The 20,008-nt window shown below is 46.2% G+C and carries 15 protein-coding genes; 8 read left to right on the forward strand and 7 right to left on the reverse strand.

From position 1 onward, the window contains the following. Window positions 1–104: 104 nt before the first annotated feature. The 4 genes from uhpA to manA all read left to right on the forward strand — a co-directional run bounded on the left by uhpA (window position 105) and on the right by manA (window position 5,031). On the forward strand, window positions 105–713 hold the full coding sequence (gene uhpA, locus ACED60_RS02845; RefSeq protein WP_009846132.1) for a transcriptional regulator UhpA: 609 nt from the start codon (window positions 105–107) through the stop codon (window positions 711–713). Continuing rightward, window positions 713–2,209 carry a signal transduction histidine-protein kinase/phosphatase UhpB gene (gene uhpB / locus ACED60_RS02850; protein WP_032499231.1) on the forward strand — a complete coding sequence of 499 codons (1,497 nt, stop codon included), beginning with the start codon at window positions 713–715 and terminating at the stop codon, window positions 2,207–2,209. Before uhpA ends, uhpB begins: the two co-directional genes overlap by 1 nt. 8 nt (window positions 2,210–2,217) lie before the next feature. Then, window positions 2,218–3,558, forward strand: a complete 1,341-nt coding sequence (locus ACED60_RS02855; protein WP_371726892.1) for an MFS transporter — start codon at window positions 2,218–2,220, stop codon at window positions 3,556–3,558. A gap of 267 nt (window positions 3,559–3,825) precedes the next feature. After that, the gene (manA, locus tag ACED60_RS02860) at window positions 3,826–5,031 is read left to right on the forward strand and encodes a mannose-6-phosphate isomerase, class I (protein ID WP_371726893.1); all 1,206 of its coding nucleotides are present in this window, start codon (window positions 3,826–3,828) and stop codon (window positions 5,029–5,031) included. Window positions 5,032–5,042: 11 nt separating this feature from the next. Here manA and ACED60_RS02865 read toward each other — a convergent pair whose 3' ends face one another. From ACED60_RS02865 to ACED60_RS02880, 4 genes are all read right to left on the reverse strand, one after another. Beyond that, window positions 5,043–5,552 (reverse strand): N-acetyltransferase, encoded by a 510-nt coding sequence (locus ACED60_RS02865; protein WP_083994609.1) that lies wholly within the window; start codon window positions 5,550–5,552, stop codon window positions 5,043–5,045. A gap of 96 nt (window positions 5,553–5,648) precedes the next feature. Continuing rightward, window positions 5,649–5,906 (reverse strand): YdcH family protein, encoded by a 258-nt coding sequence (locus tag ACED60_RS02870; RefSeq protein WP_009846137.1) that lies wholly within the window; start codon window positions 5,904–5,906, stop codon window positions 5,649–5,651. Window positions 5,907–6,373: 467 nt separating this feature from the next. Then, window positions 6,374–7,363: a rhodanese-related sulfurtransferase gene (locus tag ACED60_RS02875; RefSeq protein ID WP_050651247.1), complete on the reverse strand. Its 990-nt coding sequence runs from the start codon at window positions 7,361–7,363 to the stop codon at window positions 6,374–6,376. 311 nt (window positions 7,364–7,674) lie between these two features. Then, window positions 7,675–8,823 carry a PLP-dependent aminotransferase family protein gene (locus ACED60_RS02880; protein WP_371726894.1) on the reverse strand — a complete coding sequence of 383 codons (1,149 nt, stop codon included), beginning with the start codon at window positions 8,821–8,823 and terminating at the stop codon, window positions 7,675–7,677. A gap of 115 nt (window positions 8,824–8,938) precedes the next feature. Here ACED60_RS02880 and ACED60_RS02885 point away from each other — a divergent pair, with 115 nt between their 5' ends. Together ACED60_RS02885 and ACED60_RS02890 are read left to right on the forward strand one after the other, a co-directional pair. Further along, the gene (locus ACED60_RS02885) at window positions 8,939–9,808 is read left to right on the forward strand and encodes a GyrI-like domain-containing protein (RefSeq protein ID WP_012601191.1); all 870 of its coding nucleotides are present in this window, start codon (window positions 8,939–8,941) and stop codon (window positions 9,806–9,808) included. A gap of 23 nt (window positions 9,809–9,831) precedes the next feature. Beyond that, complete coding sequence (locus tag ACED60_RS02890) at window positions 9,832–10,074, forward strand: hypothetical protein (protein ID WP_102299817.1); 243 nt, start codon at window positions 9,832–9,834, stop codon at window positions 10,072–10,074. A gap of 120 nt (window positions 10,075–10,194) precedes the next feature. Here ACED60_RS02890 and ACED60_RS02895 read toward each other — a convergent pair whose 3' ends face one another. The 3 genes from ACED60_RS02895 to ACED60_RS02905 form a co-directional block, all read right to left on the reverse strand. Continuing rightward, window positions 10,195–13,050 (reverse strand): FAD-binding and (Fe-S)-binding domain-containing protein, encoded by a 2,856-nt coding sequence (locus ACED60_RS02895; protein ID WP_371726895.1) that lies wholly within the window; start codon window positions 13,048–13,050, stop codon window positions 10,195–10,197. Between the two features lie 441 nt (window positions 13,051–13,491). Beyond that, on the reverse strand, window positions 13,492–14,631 hold the full coding sequence (gene lldD / locus ACED60_RS02900) for an FMN-dependent L-lactate dehydrogenase LldD (protein WP_017083007.1): 1,140 nt from the start codon (window positions 14,629–14,631) through the stop codon (window positions 13,492–13,494). 281 nt (window positions 14,632–14,912) lie between these two features. After that, complete coding sequence (locus ACED60_RS02905) at window positions 14,913–16,607, reverse strand: L-lactate permease (protein ID WP_076648578.1); 1,695 nt, start codon at window positions 16,605–16,607, stop codon at window positions 14,913–14,915. Between the two features lie 247 nt (window positions 16,608–16,854). On the opposite strand from ACED60_RS02905, the gene ACED60_RS02910 reads away from it, so the two are divergent. Both ACED60_RS02910 and ACED60_RS02915 read left to right on the forward strand, forming a co-directional pair. After that, window positions 16,855–17,772, forward strand: coding sequence for a LysR family transcriptional regulator (locus tag ACED60_RS02910; RefSeq protein WP_009846145.1), 918 nt, complete (start codon window positions 16,855–16,857; stop codon window positions 17,770–17,772). Window positions 17,773–17,783: 11 nt separating this feature from the next. Next, entirely contained in the window at window positions 17,784–19,844 is a 2,061-nt protein-coding gene (locus tag ACED60_RS02915) for a prolyl oligopeptidase family protein (RefSeq protein ID WP_371726896.1), read from the forward strand. The last annotated feature ends 164 nt before the right edge of the window (window positions 19,845–20,008 follow it).

The following is a 20,008-nucleotide window of genomic DNA, read 5'->3' on the forward strand; positions in this document are numbered from 1 at the left end:
CCAATCGTTAGTTCGATTCAGTATCATCTCTACCAATAAACTTAATTTTAGATAGCTCCTGTTGGGGCTATTTTTCTTTCTCACTCTTAATTTTGGTTAATATCATGATTAATGTTGCGCTTGTTGATGACCACGTCATTGTTCGATCTGGCTTCGCTCAATTACTCAGTCTTGAAACTGATATAACGGTCGTGGGGGAGTTTAACTCTGCGGCAGAAGCGCGCCTCGGACTGCCAAGTTGTCACCCTGATGTCGTTATCTTGGATATTTCAATGCAAGATGAAAGTGGCCTGAGCTTATTGGAAGAGATTCCATCTGGCATTGCTAGTATTATGTTGAGCGTACATGACTCTCCGGCGATGGTTGAAAAGTCATTAGAGTTAGGAGCTAAAGGTTATCTCAGTAAACGCTGTAGCCCTGATGAGTTAATTCAGGCCGTACACACGAGCGCAAATGGCGGCTGCTACCTTACGCCAGATATCGCCATAAAACTTGCGACACCAATGAAGAATAAAGCCTCGTTAAATCAGCTCACCCGCAGGGAAAGCGAAGTGTGCCAGTTATTGGCGACAGGGCTCGACGTGAAATCTATTGCTGTCGAGTTAGGGGTTAGCCATAAAACGGTACATGTGCACCGTGCCAATGCCATGGACAAACTCAATGTTAAGAACAACGTTGAGTTAGCTAAATTGTTCGCTCAAGACCAGTACTAATGCGTTCTTATCTAGCCACCTCCTTATGCGGGGTTTTTATGGCTGGCTGTGCATGGTTCTGTTTATGGGTTATTGCCTTCTATTTCATTAATGACCCTGAGTTAGCCATTCTGCTTTTCCCATTCTCACTCCGGTTAGGAATGACGCTGCACACTCGCACTCACTATTGGCCTGCTATCTATATTGCAGAGTGGGGGCTCGCGATTGCCCTAGCTCTCCTACTTGATGAACCTCAATGGCTGACGATACTAATCGCCAGTGGACTAAGTATTCCAGCCACTCTAATTGCCAAACGTTATTATTCTGGTGACCTGAATCGTCACTTGTTGGTGATGGCGAGCTTAATCATGGTCACAGCACTCATCAATGTTGCCGCGGTCAGTTCTCATGTTCCGGCTGTTTACATGGTGTGGTTGGTGAGCACCACAGGTGGTTTGATGTTAGTGCCGATGTGTTATCTGGTATGGAATTACCTATTCCAAAACAAGTGGGCGCCACTGAGCTCTTACTTAATCAACAATGTCATTGAGTTCAAAATCCGTCACATCGCTTTATACAGCCTCTTGTTGGTCGTCAGTATTTTGATACAAACCAGTTTGCCAGATGAGCTAAGGCGCTTCGCCCCGTTCTGTATGGCTATCCCTATTATCTTGCTCGCCGTTCGTTATGGATGGCAAGGCGCCTTGCTCGCTACCCTGCTAAATAGCGTCGCGTTGATTGCAGCCCACAGTGGCACGTCCAAACTCGAAATTACTGATTTACTCTTGTCTCTTTCCGCTCAGACCATCACAGGTATTTTGCTTGGTTTAGCTGTTCAAAAACAAAAAGATCTCAACTCGAAATTACGCAGTGAGCTCTCTAGGAATCAAAACCTTTCCCGTCAGCTAATCACGGCTGAAGAATCGGTTCGTCGTGATATTGCTCGTGAGTTACATGATGAGATAGGCCAGAACATCACGGCAATTCGGACTCAAGCGAGCATTATCAAACGTGTCGATGCGGCTGAAATGAGCGTTCGCTGTGCTGGTACGATTGAATCATTGTCGTTGAATGTTTATGACACCACCAAGCGTTTGCTAACAAAGCTAAGACCAAAAATGTTGGACGACCTTGACCTGAAGGACTCCGTTGAACAGCTCATACGGGAAATGGAGTTTTCAGATCACGGCGTTGATATCCAGCTAAATTGGCACGGTGACTACTCATGTTTGAGTGACACGCTCAAGGTTACTCTCTTCCGACTGTGCCAAGAGTCTTTAAACAATGCCCACAAATATGCTGAAGCAAGTGAAATTAGAATAGAACTGATTCTAGATGATCAAGCTTATCTTCGAATTACAGACAATGGTGTTGGTTTTACAGCGCAGGATCTTCTCAAAGGAATGGGTGTTCGTGGTATGCAAGAGCGTGTTCAGGCGCTCGGTGGCAAGATGGCAATCAACGCTAATGACTCTTCTTCGGGTACTAATATCAGCGTTACATTACCTAAAGTGTGAGAACGAATATGTTTGGATTTCTGCGCTCAACAACGTCAAAAAGTCATACTCTAAGCGATGATGAGGTCAATCAGCGTTATCGTTATTGGCGTCTTCACATCATGATAGGAATGTATGTCGGCTATGCAGGTTTTTACTTCACTCGTAAAACCTTTAATTATGCCGCGCCAGCCATGATCACCGATCTTGGCTTAGACAAAGGCGATATCGGCTTGATTGGCACGCTCTTTTATCTTTCTTACGGCTTATCTAAGTTTATTTCAGGCACCATATCGGATCGGTCGAACCCGCGTTACTTCATGGGGCTCGGCCTAATCGCGACAGGCTTGATCAATATCGCGTTTGGTTTTTCTAGTTCGTTGGCGGCTTTTATATCGCTTTGGGTGCTTAATGCATGGTTCCAAGGCTGGGGCTGGCCATCGTGTTCCAAGTTATTGACGACCTGGTATTCTCGCTCCGAAAGAGGCTTTCGCTGGGCTATATGGAATACAGCACACAACGTTGGTGGGGCATTGATTCCTATTCTCGTCGGCTATCTAACTCTCCAATACAGTTGGCGATCTGGGTTTATATGGCCGGGTGTGATTGGTGTTTTTATTGGTCTTATCGTCTGTTTGCGCTTACGTGATAAGCCCACGACCATGGGGCTTCCGACGGTAGGGAAGTGGCGCAATGACCATCTAGAATTGGCGCAAGAGAGCCATGGGCAAGGGTTAAGCTATCGAGAGATCCTGAAAGCCTATGTGTTCAGCAATAAGTACATTTGGCTGCTCGCCTTTAGCTATGTGTTGGTTTACATCGTAAGAACGGCAGTTAACGACTGGGGCAATTTATATCTCACCGAAGAGCACGATTATAGTTTGATAAACGCCAACGCTGCGTTGTCTCTGTTTGAGATTGGCGGTTTCGTTGGTTCACTTGTTGCTGGATGGGGATCGGATAGGCTGTTTGGTGGTAACCGTGGTCCCATGAATCTCCTGTTCGCGATTGGTATCTTCCTCTCGGTATCCGCTTTATGGCTTATGCCTCTAACCAACTTTGTGTTTCAAGCGGCTGGGCTGTTTTGTGTAGGCTTTTTTGTGTTTGGCCCTCAAATGCTAATAGGTATGGCTGCCGCGGAATGCTCACATAAAGACTCCGCAGGAGCTGCGACAGGCTTTGTTGGCTTATTTGCCTATATGGGTGCAGCACTTTCTGGCTACCCATTAGCGCTCGTTCTAGAAACTTATGGTTGGAGTGGGTTCTTCATTACCATCTCGACTTGTGCGGCCGTTATTGGCTTGCTGCTACTGCCTTTCCTACAAGCCCAATCGCCTCAGAAAAGTGCAGAGGTTCGCTCTGGCTTTTAAGGGATTTCTTCGTAAATAAGATAGCTGCTAATGGTCCTCTGGTTATTATGCAGCTACCCTATCTTCAGCGTTTTTTATACGTAGCATTCAAATGTGACTCTTTTCACGCTTTTCATGGTTCTCACCTGTTTCTAAGAATTTTTCCTATTGCGTCTAAGACCTCATCTCATGTGGGTTCTAGCTGCTCTCTGTAGTCTTTCTAATTATTTACGTTATTAGAAATTAGCTCTCTGAATTGTGTTCAAAGGGCTCACTACGGAAAACGCCATGTCACTCAGCCACTTCTCAGAATACTCATTTTTCCCAATGGAAAACACCATCCAAAATTATGCATGGGGGAGTATTTCTTCGATACGTGAACTGTTTGGCTTTAAGAATGAGTCACAAGAGCCGCAAGCGGAAGTTTGGATGGGAGCGCATCCAAAAGGTTGCTCAATGGTTAAGCTTGACCAACATTTGGTGCCTCTCTCTGAGCTGATTAACAAGAATAAACCCGCTTATTTATCTACTGATATTGCGCAGGAGTTCGGTGAACTGCCGTTCTTGTTTAAGATCTTGGCAGCGGAAAAAGCGCTATCGGTCCAGGTCCACCCAAACAAGCACCAAGCCGAGTTAGGCTTTGCGAGAGAGGAGCAAGCAGGAATCCCTCTGACTGCAGGGCATCGTAATTACAAAGACTCTAACCATAAACCTGAATTGGTTTACGCGATCACTGAATACCAAGCGATGAATGGCTTTCGAGAATTTAACGAAATATTAGGTTTGTTCAGAAGATTAGACTCTAGCGTGCTCGCTGGCTTGATTGAAGAGTTTGGGACCCACCTTAACTCTCTAGGTTTAGAAGCGTTTTTCCGTGATCTATTAACGCTTAATGACCAATGTAAACATCAAGCACTAGAGCAACTTCTGACTTACGCAGAGGCTCACCAAGATCAAACAGAATTTGCATTGATCATTGAACTTAGCCATCAGTACCCGAACGATATCGGTCTGTTTTGTGTTCTGCTGCTTAACTTGATCACACTAAAGCCAGGTGAAGCGATGTATTTGAATGCGAACACTCCGCACTCTTACATTAAAGGTACCGGGCTTGAGATTATGGCAAATTCAGACAACGTGCTACGAGCAGGTTTAACGCCAAAACACATTGATGTCGCTGAGTTAGTCGCCTGCACAAAATTCACGCCAATTCCGTTCGAAGGCTTGTTGTTAGAGCCATCAAAACTGGGTAAATGTGATTGTTATGATATCCCGGTCAGTGACTTCAATTTCAATATCTTTCATCGTCCTCATCAAGAAGAAGTTATCACAAGTGGCGCTGAAATTTTAATGGCAATAGATGATGACCTAGTGCTAATGAGTCAGAAAGGCGAGCACTTAACACTCACCAAAGGGCAATCGGTATTTATCCCAGCTTATATTGGCCATTACGAATTGAGCAGCAAAGGGCGAGTGGCGAGAGCGTTTAATTAGCGAAGTCGCTTCTAGTTTAAATAGAGAGTCATCCCCACGAAATTAGTATCACTATCATCAACAATTTGGTAGTCAAGCGCCTGATAAAAACTGATGGCGCGGGTGTTACTTCTAAAGCTCGACAGAGTGACTTGGTTTCGTTGCTCTTGATGGGCTTTTTCGTGGATGCGTGACATGACTTTTTTACCAATAGACTGATCTTGGTATTGATGGGAAATGATCAGAAGGTGAACATGGTATGCGTTGTCATAAGGCTTAAAACACACAAGTCCAACCCTTTGTTTTCCTAGGTATACCCAATGAAACCAAGAGGGATTGTACTCGTTTAAAAGTCGTTGACGTTGGAAGTCGTCATCCCATCCGAAAACGCTATCAACGTGTATGAAAAGCCCTTGCTTAACACACGCAAACAGTTCTTCGAATTCGAGATTTGAAACGAGCTGGAATTGTATGTTCTCTTCTTCTATTGTCACTCTGCTCACTTCCTTATCAAACGCTTTCGAATAAGCAAACAGTAACATAATTGAAGAAGCCGAATTAGCTTAGATTTGCGCTGTTATGAAACCCAAAAGCCATGCGTAGTGCATGGCTTAGAATAAAGTATTGGATTGATTTTTCTATACGATCTTAAGCGCGTGATGGCGCGTGAGCTGTTTGTGTAGCGAGTCTTTTAGCTCCATGCGTTCTACTTTGAGGTTGTGCATGCTGTCGTCATCGATAGGGCTGCCAGAGATTTCTAGCTGACGGATGTCGTAGTCGAGTTGGTGGTATTTCTGCATGTCTGCTTTGAATTTTTCGTCGTCGTGGTTGAGCTGAACAATGTCTAATTTAAGATCTGGGAAATCTAAGATAAAGGCATGGTTTTCATTGAGCATTGGCACTTCCTCTCTAGTCGGATTTTTAGGGCGTGTTGATCTTTCGAGCTTGTTTTTGCGGCGAATTGCTGGGTATTTCTACAAGGCAGAGGCTTTGATGTGTAGCTAGCCTACATGAGAGGCCGATAACGTAGTAGAAATAACCAGCAAACGCTGCCCGAAGGGTTCGGCTAAAAGCGTTTTACTCTTTGTTAAGGGAGATTTGCTTAGAATGACTAGGCTACTTCTCCCTCGCCGCGATTAAAACGCTTTTATCTCGAACAAAATCCAACCGCGGAAGGTCAACACGCCCTGACAGTATAGAAGCAATTTATCGAAAGAAATGTGGTTCAAAACACAAAGCCGTAAAGCGATCAAAAAAGGGCGCAAACTCGAGGAATCATCTTCGAACTTGCGCCCTTTTGTATGTATATAGCTAACTATTTATCGTTACATGTTTAGAACTATACGTGTTGAAAGCAGAAAGCTTATTTCGCTTTCTTACCAGAACGTTGCTGCTCTTTGTGTGCTAGCTTTTCTTTCTTACGTTGATCGATAAGGTGAGCAGCATCGCCGCCTACGTGGGTTTCGCCACGAGCATTCGACAATTGAACTTGCTTTTCACGTTCGCGGAAACGCGCTTTCTGCTCGTCGCTGTGCTTATCAACACACTTAGGGCAGCTTACGCCTTTCTCAAAGTGCTCAGACGCTTTGTCTTCGTCTGTGATTGGCAGACGACAAGCGTTACACACGTCGTAGCCGCTCTTCTCTAGCTGGTGGTTTACTGCAACACGACCATCAAATACGTAGCAGTCGCCTTCCCACATGCTCTCTTCTTCTGGTACTTCTTCTAGGTACTTAAGAATGCCGCCTTCAAGGTGGTAAACCTCATCAAAGCCTTGTTCTTTCATGTAGGCTGTTGATTTTTCGCAACGAATACCGCCGGTACAGAACATCGCGACTTTCTTGTGCTTCTTAGGATCAAGGTTGTCTTCAACGTACTGAGGGAATTCACGGAAGGTTTCTGTGTTTGGGTTTACAGCATTTTTGAAGGTGCCGATGTCCACTTCGTAGTCGTTACGGGTATCAACCAGAATTACATCAGGATCAGAAATCAGAGCGTTCCACTCGTTTGGTTTCACGTAAGTGCCGACAACGTGGCGTGGGTCGATACCCTCAACGCCCATGGTTACGATCTCTTTCTTAAGCTTAACCTTGGTGCGGTTGAATGGTTGTTCTTCGTTGAACGACTCTTTGTAAACAACATCAGCCAAACGAGAATCTTGTTTGAACCATTGAAGAAGAGCGTCGATAGATTCGCGCTTACCTGCAACAGTACCGTTGATGCCTTCGCTTGCAAGTAGCAAAGTACCGCGGATTTGGTTGGCTTCTAACACGTCAGTGAGTGGCTGGCGAATTTCTTGGTAATCATCAAGTGCTACGAATTTATACAGAGCACATACAACATATTGAGACATGGTTTTTCCTTTCTGCGAGCTGGAACGTAAATCCAGAGCGTTGCCTTTTATGATACAGACTGAGTTTGATTTACTCAGGTTTGCCCATATTGGCTTATTAAAATCCGCCGCAGTATAACCAAGCCAAGGAAGGACAAAAACCAACCAAAAGTAGGGCTATTTATCATTTCAATTTGTATGGTTTATGGACTAAGAAATGCAATGAAACTGTTTTATCAGGTTCGAATTACGACGCGTATTCCCAAACCCAAAAGGCCCTGCTGTAAAAATACAGCAGGGCCTGGTATCTAGTCCGTTTACTTAATCAGCGATTACGCTTGGTTCAGTACTTCCGCTAAGCGTTTCACAGCTTCCGTCAATTCTTCTGGGTTGGCGTTAGTGAAGTTTAGGCGCAGTGCGGCTTTTGCTTCATCGGCCTTTGGATAAAATACTGGGCTTGGTACAACCGCCACACCATTCGATAATAGAGTTTTAGCCAGTTCAAAGGTGTCGCACTCTGGGATTTCTACCCAAATGAACATCCCGCCATCTACGGCTTTTAACACGCAATCTGCAGGCAGTTGTTTTTCTAGCTCTGAAAACAGAACCTCATAACGAGACTTGTATAGCGTGCGAATGTTTTCCATATGCACGCCAAAGTCTTCATGTTTTAGAAGGCCAACAAGCAGCGCTTGCATGGGTACACTTGAGTGCAAGTCTGCGCCTTGCTTCACTTTGATCAGTGGCTCAAGGTAGCTGCGTTTGCCTGTTACCGCGCCAATACGTAGACCTGGCGATGCAATCTTAGAGAATGAACGAAGAACGATAGAGTTATCAGGGCAGAATGAAGAAACCAATGGCAGTTCCGTACCAGTGAAACGTAGCTCACGGTATGGTGCATCTTCAATGAATGCCACGTTGTATTTGATGCACAGTTCAGCGACTTTTTGACGAGTTTCTGTTGCCCAGCACACACCTGTTGGGTTGTGGAAATCAGGCACGGCATAGAACATTTTCGGTGATTGCTGTGCAAAGCACGTCTCTAGTTCGTCTAGGTTCGGGCCAAATTCTGTTTGAGACACAGTCACAATGTTTGCTTGAACTAGGCCAAACACCTGCATCGCACCCAAGTAGCTTGGCGCTTCCATCACAACCACATCATTCGGATCAACATATGCTCGTGCAATTAAGTCGAGACCTTGCTGAGAACCGGTACAAATCATTGCCGTGTGAGTCTCTGGCAATTGGTAGCTTTGCGTAAGGTGGTCAAGCAACGGGTCGTAACCGGCAGTAGAACCGTATTGGAAAACTTCAGGCATGTTCGCTAGGTTTTCTAGCGTTGGCTTCATTAAATCGATAGGGAATGTTTTCTCGTCCGGTAAACCACCTGCCAATGAGATGACATTTGGATCGCTTGCGGCTGCTAGGATCTCTCGAATGTATGAAGATTGAATCTGTTGTAATGACTGTGCGATTTCCATGTGTTGTGTCTCGTCTTTTATCGTTTTTATTCTATCGCTTGATATTACACGGCAATTGTAAAAACTAGCGTGTCCGTTTATGCTCTTAAACATGTCCATTTATGCTATTTAAACGATGTCACGACAACACTTATCCCGAATCAATGATGTTTTGTTCCATATTCATCAAGACATCAGCCAACCTCTGTCGGCAAAAGCGCTCTCCGAGATTGCGGCTTATTCAGAGCAACATTTTCATCGCACCTTTAAAAGCGTGGTTGGGGAGTCGCTACATCAGTACATTCGACGCACTCGAATGGAGTATGCAGCCAATCAATTGATGTTCGATACCACGTCGTCAGTGGTAGAGATTGCTAGTAAATGTGGCTTTAGTTCGGTGTCTTCATTTAGCCGAGCATTCAAAGCGACCTTTAACATGTCACCGGGAGAATGGCGTAAACACGACTTACAGATAGCAGAAAAACCCTATTTGAAAGATCCCGAAGTAGCGGCGGGTTATTTGAACGTAGCGCAGCGAGTGTTACCCGAACCTAAGATCGTTGAAACACCGGAGCGCATGGCGGCTTATGTTCGACATACGGGTTATAACCGTTCCATTCGCAACGCGTGGCTGATATTGAAAGCGTGGGCGAACTCAGAACAGCGCGACTTTTCGAGCCAGTTTGGTTTGCATCACTCAAACCCTGCTTGGGTTGAAATGGATCAGTGTCGCTATGTGGCGTGTATCGCGATTGATGAGCCGATTAAGTATCGCAGTGTCGTGAACCAGATGGTGATTCCGGGTGGTTTACACGCGGTATTTCGACTGAATGGCCGTTATGGTGAACTGCTACCACAGATCAGTATGGTGTTAGAAAAGTGGTTACCGGCTTCTGGTTTCAAACAGCGCTCGACTCCCGCGTATGTGCATTATCATCGGAACCATTTTCTCAACAGTGATGAAGTGTTTGAGCTTGATTTCTATCTCCCTGTGAGTTTTTATTAGTAACCCCATTTTGAGGAAAAATTATGTATCTCGTTTTGTATTGCCACAATATTGGTATGACCGATTTTTCATTCTTTGAAACAGAAGATTTTGACAAAGAAGAGGGCTATATCGTACGAGGCAAATGGCCGAATGAGAAAGCGTTTCGTGATTACTTAACCAAAGAGTTTGGTGACATGAGCGAGTTCCAAGTGATCGACTTAATCGCCAAAGGCGCAGAAGCAGAACACTACTCACCAGAAGAGTTGATGCGCCTAGCTCAGTAGCCGTTAGCTCAGCAATATCTAGCTCGGTAATACGTTTTAAATCGAATAAAGAAATGGCAGCCTGATTAGGCTGCCATTTTCGCTTTAAGCTGGAGCGCATCACTCGGAGTAAGCGCGAAGCTATTGCGCGACTTCGTCCACCAAGTACAAGATTGATTGATACGGAATGCCACTGTGATGTGATAAACCGATCTCACAGGTTCGGCTGTTGCTAAAGCCGCGAGTGCAGTTGCTCGGCACTTGTTCTTTGAGTGGGTGTACCGCCGCTTCATTCAGCTCTGGAGTGGTAAAACCTTTATCACCCGCCCAACCACAACATTGAATATGCTCAGGAACGATGACTTCTTCGGTACAGGCTTTAGCAAGGCTCAACATCGCGCCTTCCAAACCCATTCGACGAGAGCTACAAGTCACATGCAGCATCACGGTTTCTTGCAGCGGCTCAAGTGTCAGGTGCTCAAGCAGGTATTGATTCACAAACCCTGTCGGCTCTAATACCTCTAACGGTTTGGTGAACTGTTCAATACTGCGTTTAGCACATGGGCTGGTATCCATTAATACTGGGTATTCACCCTGACGACTGGCTTGCCACAACACTTCTTCGAGTTGTTGCGCTTTAGATTGGGCTAAATCGGTCATCCCTTTGCTGTCGTAAGGCATGCCACAACATTGGTCGTCTAGCTTCTTCGGAAGAATAACCTCAAATCCGGCTTTGTTAAGCAAAGACATGGTCACTTCAGTTAGAGGACGTTGGTCGCACGCATCGCTTTGTTGTCCCATGGTGCGACTTGCACAGGAAGGGAGGTAAACCACCTTCTTATGATTGCTTGAGGATTCTGCCGTCACCGGTGATGAGACTAGCGAGTGACTATTGGATTGCGGCATCTCAGGCATCCAAACAGGTGTCGCACCTTTAGTTATTGAGCGCAGGCCGTTGGTTAGCTTGCCGACTGTGTTTGCGCCTAATACTTTACTCGCCACTTGGTTGGTTTTGAGGCCGGCTTTGGTAAGTTTAGTGGTGGTCGAGAAATGATCCGCTGTCCACTTAGCGATTGGCGTAAATTTCTCGTACTTGGCAATACGAAGCTTCTTGATCAAATCACCGGTGTTGATTCCGACTGGGCAACGCTCGGCACACAGGCCTGTCGCCGCGCAGGTATCAATGCCTTGGTATTCGAAGGTTTTCTCTAGCTCACTTGCTTCTATCTCTTCACCTGCAGCACGGCGGCGTTGTAACTCGCGGTACAGCACGATACGTTGGCGTGGCGATAGAGTTAAGGTACGAGACGGACAAACAGGCTCACAGAAGCCACATTCAATACAGCGGTCGACAAGGTCGTCAGCAGCAGGCATTGGCTTCAAATTCGTGATGTGTGAATTTGGATTGTCGTTGATGATAACGCCGGGGTTGAGCAGTCTTTCTGGGTCAAACAGCGCTTTGATCTGTTGCATCAAGGCATAGCCGTCTTTGCCCCATTCCAATTCCACATAAGGCGCCATGTTACGACCAGTACCATGCTCTGCTTTTAGAGAACCTTGGTATTTCACCGCAACCAGCTCGGCAACATCGTCCATGAAACCGCCGTAGCGATCGATTTCTGTTTGACTGTCGAAGCCTTGAGTAAATACAAAGTGCAGGTTGCCTTCGAGGGCGTGACCAAAAATGATCGCTTCGCTGTAGTCGTATTTGTCGAACAGCTCTTGTAGCTCTCGAATACCGTTAGCGAGGTTTTCGACAGGGAAAGCCACGTCTTCGATGATAACGGTTGTGCCAACTTCACGAACGGCTCCAACGGCAGGGAACATGCCTTTTCGGATGCCCCACAGAGTTGCGACTGTCTTTGGATCGGAAGTGAAAGGCACCGATTCAACAATCGTGTACTCAGTCAATGCGTCCAAAATTGATTTACATTGTAAATCTAAGTCCTGCTGGGAGCTGGCGTGTGATTCAACCAAAATAGCCGCGGCTTCTAAATCCAAGCTAGGCATAAAGGCGGGCATGCCCGGTTTATCAGCCACTGAGCGCAGCGCTCTGCCATCCATCAATTCAACCGCAGCAACCGGCGTTTTTGATAGTGTAGTAACGGCTTTACTGGCTTGTTCTATGTCGGAAAACACCAACAGAGCCGAGGCTTTGTTCGGATGTTCGATAACCGTGTTGTAGGTAATCTCAGCGATGAAGCCTAGCGTGCCTTCAGAACCTATCATCAGGTGTTTGATGATCTCAATTGGATCGTGGTAATCGACCAAGGCATTCAGAGCGTAGCCAGTGGTGTTTTTGAGGCGGTACTTGTGGCGGATTCTGTCTGCAAGTTCTTGGTTTGAAGCTGTCTGTTGATGTAACTCAACAATGCCTTCAAACAATTCTTTGTGTGATTGCTTGAATGCCTCAATACTTGCGTTATCAGCAGTATCAAGCAGGGAGCCATCACTCAATACTATTTTCATGCTCTCGACGGTGCGATAAGAGTTTTGCGCAGTACCACAACACATGCCACTGGCGTTGTTCGCGGCAATACCACCGATTTTACAGGTATTGATAGAGGCTGGATCTGGGCCGATTTTACGTTGGAAAGGGGCAAGGTATTTGTTGGCATCGGCGCCAATCACACCCGGTTGAAGGATGATCTGATTACCGTTATCTACGATTTCGTGGCCACGCCAGTCATCGGTCAGTGTGATGAGTACCGAGTCTGAAACGGCTTGCCCTGAAAGGCTGGTGCCCGCGGCGCGAAAGGTAAAATGAATGCCCAGTTCGCGACAGCTTTGAATGGTGAATATGACTTCGTCTAAGTTTTTAAGCCTTAGAACCATTTTCGGCACCAAGCGATAAAAACTCGCATCGGTGCCGTAGGCCAATCGCTTTGCCTCTTGAGTGACAATGCGTTCTGTTTCTATTTTTTGAGCCAGTATCGCTTCAAGCTGCTGATAAGCTTGTGCGTCTAGTACTCGCTCATGGGATGTGGTTGTCTCCATCTTTGCTTCCTTGTGCTTCTTATTTGGCACTGTTCAGGGCGTGTTGACCTTTCGTGGTTAAATTTTGTTCGAGATAAAAGCGTTTTAATCGCGGCGAGGGGGAAGTAGCCTAGTCACTCTAAGCAAATCCCCCTCAACAAAGAGTAAAACGCTTTTAGCTGAACCCTTCGGGCAGCGTTTGCTGGCCATTTCTACTACGTTATCGGCTTCTCATGTAGGCTAGCTACACATCGACGCCTCTGCCTTGTATAAATACCCAGCAACTCGCTGCAAAAATCAGCTCGAAAGATCAACACGCCCTAGCTTTTTATTTTATTTTCCAGTGCTTAAACGGTGTCACAACGGCAGTGTAATTGCTGTGACACCGATTGAACTTCAGTCTAAGTAGACCAAAGCATTAGTCTGAATCTGAATCTGAATCCGAACCGGAGTCGTGGCGGATTAATCTAGCCCCACCAAAGAATCACGAGTTAAGTCTTTGATTGTCTTGGCGCCAGTTAGAGTCATCGCAACGCGCATCTCTTTGTCGTAAAGGTCGAGTAGGTTCTCAACACCTGCTTGTCCTTGCGCTGCTAACGCGTAGACGAAAGAGCGACCAAGCAAGGTACAGTCTGCGCCCATCGCCATCATGCGAACTACATCTAAGCCAGTACGAATACCAGAGTCGACCAGAATCTTAGTGTCGCCTTTTACTGCGTCTGCAATTGCAGGCAGTGCTTTAGCACTTGATAGAACGCCATCAAGCTGACGACCGCCGTGGTTTGAAACTACGATACCGTCTGCACCAAATCTTACGGCGTCTTTTGCATCTTCTTCATCAAGAATGCCTTTGATGACCATCGGGCCGTCCCAGAAATCACGGATCCACTCTAGGTCTTTCCATGAAATCGACGGGTCGAAGTTGTCACCCAACCAACCGATGTAGTCTTCCAGTTTGGTTGGAGAACCTCGGTAAGTAGAGATATTGCCAAGATCGTGTGGTTTACCCAACAGACCAACATCAACCGCCCAACTAGGATGACGCATCGATTGGAATACACGACGAATTGCTGCATTTGGGCCGCTCATTCCTGAGTGCATGTCACGGTAGCGAGCGCCAGGTACAGGCATATCCACCGTGAAGACCAGTGTTGTCACGCCTGCCGCTTTGGCACGTTCCAATACGTTCTTCATGAAGCCGCGATCTTTTAGCACGTAAAGTTGGAACCACATTGGGCGCTCAATCTTAGGTGCGACTTCTTCAATCGGGCATACAGATACGGTCGACATCGTAAAAGGGATGCCTTTATTGTCTGCGGCTTTTGCAGCTTGTACTTCGCCACGTCGTGCGTACATGCCTGTTAGACCAACGGGTGCTAAGGCAATCGGCATCGCGAGCTTTTCACCAAACAACTCGGTTTCTAAATTTAGGTCCGACATGTCATTGAGGACACGCTGTTTGAGCGCGATCTCTGCAAGATCGGCCGTGTTGCGGCGTAGGGTATGTTCACCGTAAGAACCGCCGTCAATATAGTGGAAAAGAAACGGTGGTAATTTCGCTTTTGCTGCGGCGCGGTAATCAGTCGATGCGGATATGATCATAATTTCAGTCCTAAATTCTTGGGATGTTGCCCTTCTATGAGAGCTTGGCTTGGGCTGCTTTAATTCTTGAAAAGTAAGTGTTTGTTCTTTCTTAACCAGTTAAGCAATTAATCGGTGAAGCAAATAAACAATGAAACAGAGAAGCAATAAAATGGCGTTAATACCCGAGGGTGTTGATGTGTTTTAGTATCCATTCCGAAACTCATCAACTGTCTTATTAGACGGTGTTGCAGTCGGGGAATTGAGTATTAACGCCAAGTGCTTTTGTAACGACTTATGGTTTACATAAGTGCGTCTGTCATTTTGAAGCCGTAGATAACCACTAGGCCGATGATTCCTGTCATCACCAAGTAGTAGAACGTTGGGATGATTGTCTTACGTAGTGTTGCGCCTTCGCGTCCTAGCAAGCCTACGGTCGCCGATGCGGCTACCACGTTGTGAATCGCAATCATGTTACCAGCTGCAGCACCAACGGCTTGCAGAGCAACAACCACAGCACTAGAGATAGACAGAGTTTGTGCTACTTCGAATTGGAACTGGCTGAACATCATGTTTGAAACGGTGTTCGAACCTGCAATGAAGGCACCTAACGCACCAACCGTGGCACTTAACGCTGGGAATGCGCTGCCGACTAGGTCAGCTGCAAAGTTTGCAGTGGTTACTGGCATACTTGCTAAATCAGCGCCGTTCACGCCAGAGTTAATAAAGATACGAACCATTGGGATGGTGAACACCAACACAAAGCCTGCGCCAATCAGAGTCTTGCTCGATTCACCGAAGGCTTTAGCCAGTGGTGTTGCGCTGCGTGATTGCATTAGAACAGCAACCAGTGCGACGAAGACCAAGATACCGCCAGGTAGATACAGAGGTTGAATCGCTGTGCTTACGCCTGTCTCGCCAAGGATGTTGCTGAAAGAAAGGCTAACGCTCTTAAGCAGGCCTTTGAACTCAGGGCTAACACGGCTAGCAACTAGAGTGACAGCGAGCAGCACGTAAGGTGCCCATGCCATCGCCATGCTCATTTTCTTATGGTTTTGGTTGTTGTCATCTAGATCGATTTTCAAAGAACCTAGCCATTCTGCTGGCCACTTGTCTTCGCTCTCAAAATCCCATTTTGATTTAGGTACTAGGAAGCCACGTTTTGCTGCTGTTACAACAATAGCAAGGCCAACCAAACCACCAATCAGTGATGGGAACTCAGCACCGAGGAAAACACCCGTTAGTGCGTAAGGAATGGTGAAAGCGGCACCTGCGAACAGTGCGAATGGCAGGATATCAAGACCTTCAGTCCAGCTTTTATTCTTACCGAAGAAGCGAGTCAGCATCATTGCCATCAATACAGGAATCATCACACCAACGCAGGCGTGGATGATTGCAACACTTGATGTGATCTGTTGTAGGTAAGCATCCCATGTTGAACCATTGGCAATCAGGCTTTCACCGATGTTGTGCGTATCCAAACCTTTGTTTACGCCAACAATGATAGGTGTACCCACCGCGCCGAACGATACCGGCGTAGATTGAATCATCATGCCCATCAGTACCGCAGCTAACGCTGGGAAGCCAATTGCAACCAATAACGGAGCGGCGATTGCAGCGGGTGTGCCGAAGCCAGACGCACCTTCAATGAATGAACCAAAACACCAAGCAATGATGATCGCTTGTACACGACGGTCTGCTGATATGTCAGTAAATCCGTTGCGGATGGTGGTGATAGCTCCGGTGTGTTTCAAAGTGTTTAATAAGAAGATGGCGCCAAACACAATCCAGAGAACCGACACGGTAATGCCGAATCCTTGGAATACTGAAGCCAGCACGCGAGTGCTAGACATATCCCATGCGAATAGGGCGATAGCAACGGTTAATGCAAATGCCACGGGCATTGCTTTTTTTGCGGGCCAGTTAAGGCCAACCAGCAGAATCGCTGCAACAACTATTGGCGAAAAGGCCAATAAAGCTAGTAGAGTTTCACTCATGGGTACTTCCTCGTACTTGTTTTCAAACGTTCATGTTTGAAGTGAATAACACGTCATTAGTTTTGTAGGTGTAATCTGAATCTCATGGATTCAATTGTTGTAATTAGAGTCGCTTTATTTGTAACCGATGTGATTGCAAAAGCTGTTTTTGTAATTGTTTTGTTAATTTGGCGTGAATTTACCCCTTTATTTTTTATTGATATAGGGAAATAATGAAAATAATTAATTCCAAAATTGGCATAATCAAATGCGAGCAGACGATTTGATCCTGTTTTCACAGGTAGTAGAGCTGGGTAGTTTTAGTAAGGTGGCAGAACAAAATAACCTTACAAATTCGGTAGTTAGTAAGAGAATTGCGCGTTTGGAAGAAGAGATTGGCGTGCAGCTATTATATCGAACCACGCGTAAATTGACGCTGACCGAGGCGGGTAAGGCAATGTTACACGGAGCCAAAAATGTGAAGCAGGCGGCTCAAGAGGCTATGGACGCAGTTTCAGGCTTTGGTGAAAATGTCAGTGGTCATATCAAAATGTCAGTGCCTACTATCTCCGGAGATTTGATTCTCGCAGACGCTGTTGCCGAGTTTTGTAATATGCACCCAGGTTTAACGGTCGATATGTCTCTTAACAATCGATTTGTTGATTTGGTTGAGGATGGTCTCGACTTGGTCATTCGAACCGGTTACTTGGAAGATTCCAGCCTTATTGCCCGTCATATATTGGATTCACAATGGGTGGTGTGTGCCTCGCCATCTTATATCGCTAAGAACGGTAAGCCGATGCAGCCCAAGGATTTGGTTGAGCACAATTGCTTGCAATACGCTTATCAAACGACAGGCGCCAGTGAGTGGCAGTTCTTACACAGTAAGGATGGCTGTACCGACAACGACAAATACATCGTACGCGTCTCTGGCTCTTTCTCTACCGATAACGCGACGGCATTACGAAAAGCCGCTTTGGGCGGTCATGGTGTGGCGTACGTGCCACGTTGTCTGGTGTATCACGATATTCGCAACGGCCAGCTGGTGGATATCTTCCCTGATTTAGTCGGTAAAAAGCTGGGTATTTATGCGGTGTACCCGTTCACTCGTCAGCCACCGAACAAGATTAAGTTATTGATTGAACACATCAGAACGCGTTACCTGACGATTTCACACTATTTTTAACAAGGATCACGATGAGCTATTTAAAAGAGTATCAATATCCAGTCACCAACAAACAGATCGTCAGCGATGACTATTTTGGTCAGATAGTCGAAGACCCATATCGCTGGTTAGAAGACGACAGAAGTGACGAAACCGCACAGTGGGTGGCAAGCCAGAATGAAGTGACGTTTGATTACCTCGCTCAAATCCCGTATCGCGCAGAACTGCGAGAGCGATTAGCGAAAGCGCAAGATTACAAAAAGAGCTCGCAGCCGTTTGTGCGAGGTGATTACACCTATTTCTATAAGAACGACGGCCTGCAGAATCACAGCATTCTTTATCGTCAGAAAGAAGGCCTGCAGGTTGAAGTGTTCCTAGATCCGAATACCTTCTCGGAAGATGGCACCACATCACTGGGCTCGGTGTCGTTTTCGAAAGATTACAGCCTAGTGGCATACAGTATTTCAGAGGGTGGTAGCGACTGGCGTAAGATCTTTGTGATTGATACTGAGACTAAGCAGCAGCTTGAAGCCGAAATCACAGACGCTAAATTTACCGGTATTTCTTGGTTGGGTAATCGCGGCTTTTATTACTCTAGCTATGACAAGCCAGACGGAAGCCAGCTTTCGGCACGCACCGAACAGCACAAACTTTACTTCCATGAGTTGGGTACAGAGCAAGCTAGCGACAAAGTGGTTTTTGGTGAGAATAACGCCGAGCAGCACCGCTATGTGTCGGGTTACACCACCGAAGACGACCGTTACTTGATCATTTTAGGTCGAGAGTCGACATCGGGTAACAGACTGTTCTATATCGATTTAAATTCACCTGAACAATCGCTGAACACGCTGATTGATCATGTGGATAGCGATACGTACCTCATCGATAACCAAGATGAAGTCTTCATTTTATACACCAATCTCGATGCGCCTAATGGCAAGGTGGTGAGCTTTGATACTCGCAGTCAACAGTGGCTCGATATCATTCCTGAAAAGCCACAGCCGTTAGATATCAGCACGGGCGGTGGTTACTTGTTTGCTCACTACATGGTGGATGTGGTGTCTAAGGTTGAGCAGTTGGATTACCAAGGTAACCTAGTTCGTGACATTCATTTGCCTGGGCTGGGAACGGCCAGTGGCTTAGGTGGAAAAAACGAGCAATCTCAGCTTTATTACACCTTTACCAACTATGTTACGCCGCCAACAATTTTCTCTTTTGATGTTGAATCTGGAAGCTCTAAAATCTACCAACGCTCTGAGTCTCCGTTTGAGTCGGATCAATTTGAGTCTAAACAAGTCTTCTATACCTCGAAGGATGGAACTCAGGTTCCGATGCTTATCTCTTATAAGAAGGGATTAGTGTTAGATGGCAATAACCCAACCATGTTGTACGCCTATGGTGGCTTTAACGTTAGCCTAACGCCTTCTTTCTCGGGGACTGTTGGCAGTTGGCTAGAACTGGGTGGCGTATATGCGGTGCCAAACCTGCGTGGCGGTGGCGAGTATGGTAAGGCGTGGCACAAAGCGGGTACACAACAACAGAAGCAAAACGTATTTGATGACTTCATTGCTGCTGCCGAGTTCTTAATTGAAGAAAACTATACCAGTAGCGATAAGTTGGCGATTCGCGGCGGTTCTAACGGAGGCTTGCTGGTAGGCGCTTGTATGACACAAAGGCCAGAGCTGTTCCAAGTGGCTCTGCCTGCGGTTGGGGTGTTGGACATGTTGCGTTACCACACATTCACGTCTGGCGAAGGTTGGGCGTACGACTATGGCACATCCGCGCAAAACAAAGAGATGTTCGAATATCTGCTTGGTTATTCTCCGGTTCATAATGTGGTGCGTGGCACGGATTATCCAGCAACTCTGGTGACGACTGCCGATCACGATGACCGCGTGGTACCTGCTCACTCTTATAAGTTCATCTCAGAGCTGCAAGATAAGCATGAAGGCGGTGCGCCCGTGATGATTCGTATCGATGTTAATGCGGGCCATGGTGCTGGAATGCCGCTGAGTAAAGCGATCGATCTCACTGCTGATATCTACGCATTTACCCTGTTCAATATGGGAATAGAGTCCCTAGATTCAATCTAGAAAATACTTAATTTTAGATAACTGGGTATTTGACTCAATCCCAAAAGCCTCAAAATCTGCCTTAGATTTTGAGGCTTTTCATATTTACGAAAACCAATCAAAATTTCACCATATTTTCCTCGCTCCACCACACTCTTTTCCGTGATAGACCCCGCCATTACTGA

Source organism: Vibrio sp. 1F279 (genome assembly GCF_041439815.1).
Classification (GTDB): Bacteria; Pseudomonadota; Gammaproteobacteria; order Enterobacterales; family Vibrionaceae; genus Vibrio; species Vibrio tasmaniensis_A.

What these genes read in the sequence shown, in the direction of transcription:
- lldD (WP_017083007.1), bottom strand. Translation starts at nt 14,631, where the DNA reads ATGATCATATCCGCATCGACTGATTACCGCGCCGCAGCAAAAGCGAAA.
- ACED60_RS02905 (WP_076648578.1), bottom strand. Translation starts at nt 16,607, where the DNA reads ATGAGTGAAACTCTACTAGCTTTATTGGCCTTTTCGCCAATAGTTGTT.
- ACED60_RS02870 (WP_009846137.1), bottom strand. Translation starts at nt 5,906, where the DNA reads ATGCTCAATGAAAACCATGCCTTTATCTTAGATTTCCCAGATCTTAAA.
- manA (WP_371726893.1), top strand. Translation starts at nt 3,826, where the DNA reads ATGTCACTCAGCCACTTCTCAGAATACTCATTTTTCCCAATGGAAAAC.
- ACED60_RS02910 (WP_009846145.1), top strand. Translation starts at nt 16,855, where the DNA reads ATGCGAGCAGACGATTTGATCCTGTTTTCACAGGTAGTAGAGCTGGGT.
- ACED60_RS02880 (WP_371726894.1), bottom strand. Translation starts at nt 8,823, where the DNA reads ATGGAAATCGCACAGTCATTACAACAGATTCAATCTTCATACATTCGA.
- ACED60_RS02855 (WP_371726892.1), top strand. Translation starts at nt 2,218, where the DNA reads ATGTTTGGATTTCTGCGCTCAACAACGTCAAAAAGTCATACTCTAAGC.
- ACED60_RS02915 (WP_371726896.1), top strand. Translation starts at nt 17,784, where the DNA reads ATGAGCTATTTAAAAGAGTATCAATATCCAGTCACCAACAAACAGATC.
- uhpA (WP_009846132.1), top strand. Translation starts at nt 105, where the DNA reads ATGATTAATGTTGCGCTTGTTGATGACCACGTCATTGTTCGATCTGGC.
- ACED60_RS02885 (WP_012601191.1), top strand. Translation starts at nt 8,939, where the DNA reads ATGTCACGACAACACTTATCCCGAATCAATGATGTTTTGTTCCATATT.
- ACED60_RS02875 (WP_050651247.1), bottom strand. Translation starts at nt 7,363, where the DNA reads ATGTCTCAATATGTTGTATGTGCTCTGTATAAATTCGTAGCACTTGAT.
- ACED60_RS02895 (WP_371726895.1), bottom strand. Translation starts at nt 13,050, where the DNA reads ATGGAGACAACCACATCCCATGAGCGAGTACTAGACGCACAAGCTTAT.
- ACED60_RS02890 (WP_102299817.1), top strand. Translation starts at nt 9,832, where the DNA reads ATGTATCTCGTTTTGTATTGCCACAATATTGGTATGACCGATTTTTCA.
- ACED60_RS02865 (WP_083994609.1), bottom strand. Translation starts at nt 5,552, where the DNA reads ATGTTACTGTTTGCTTATTCGAAAGCGTTTGATAAGGAAGTGAGCAGA.
- uhpB (WP_032499231.1), top strand. Translation starts at nt 713, where the DNA reads ATGCGTTCTTATCTAGCCACCTCCTTATGCGGGGTTTTTATGGCTGGC.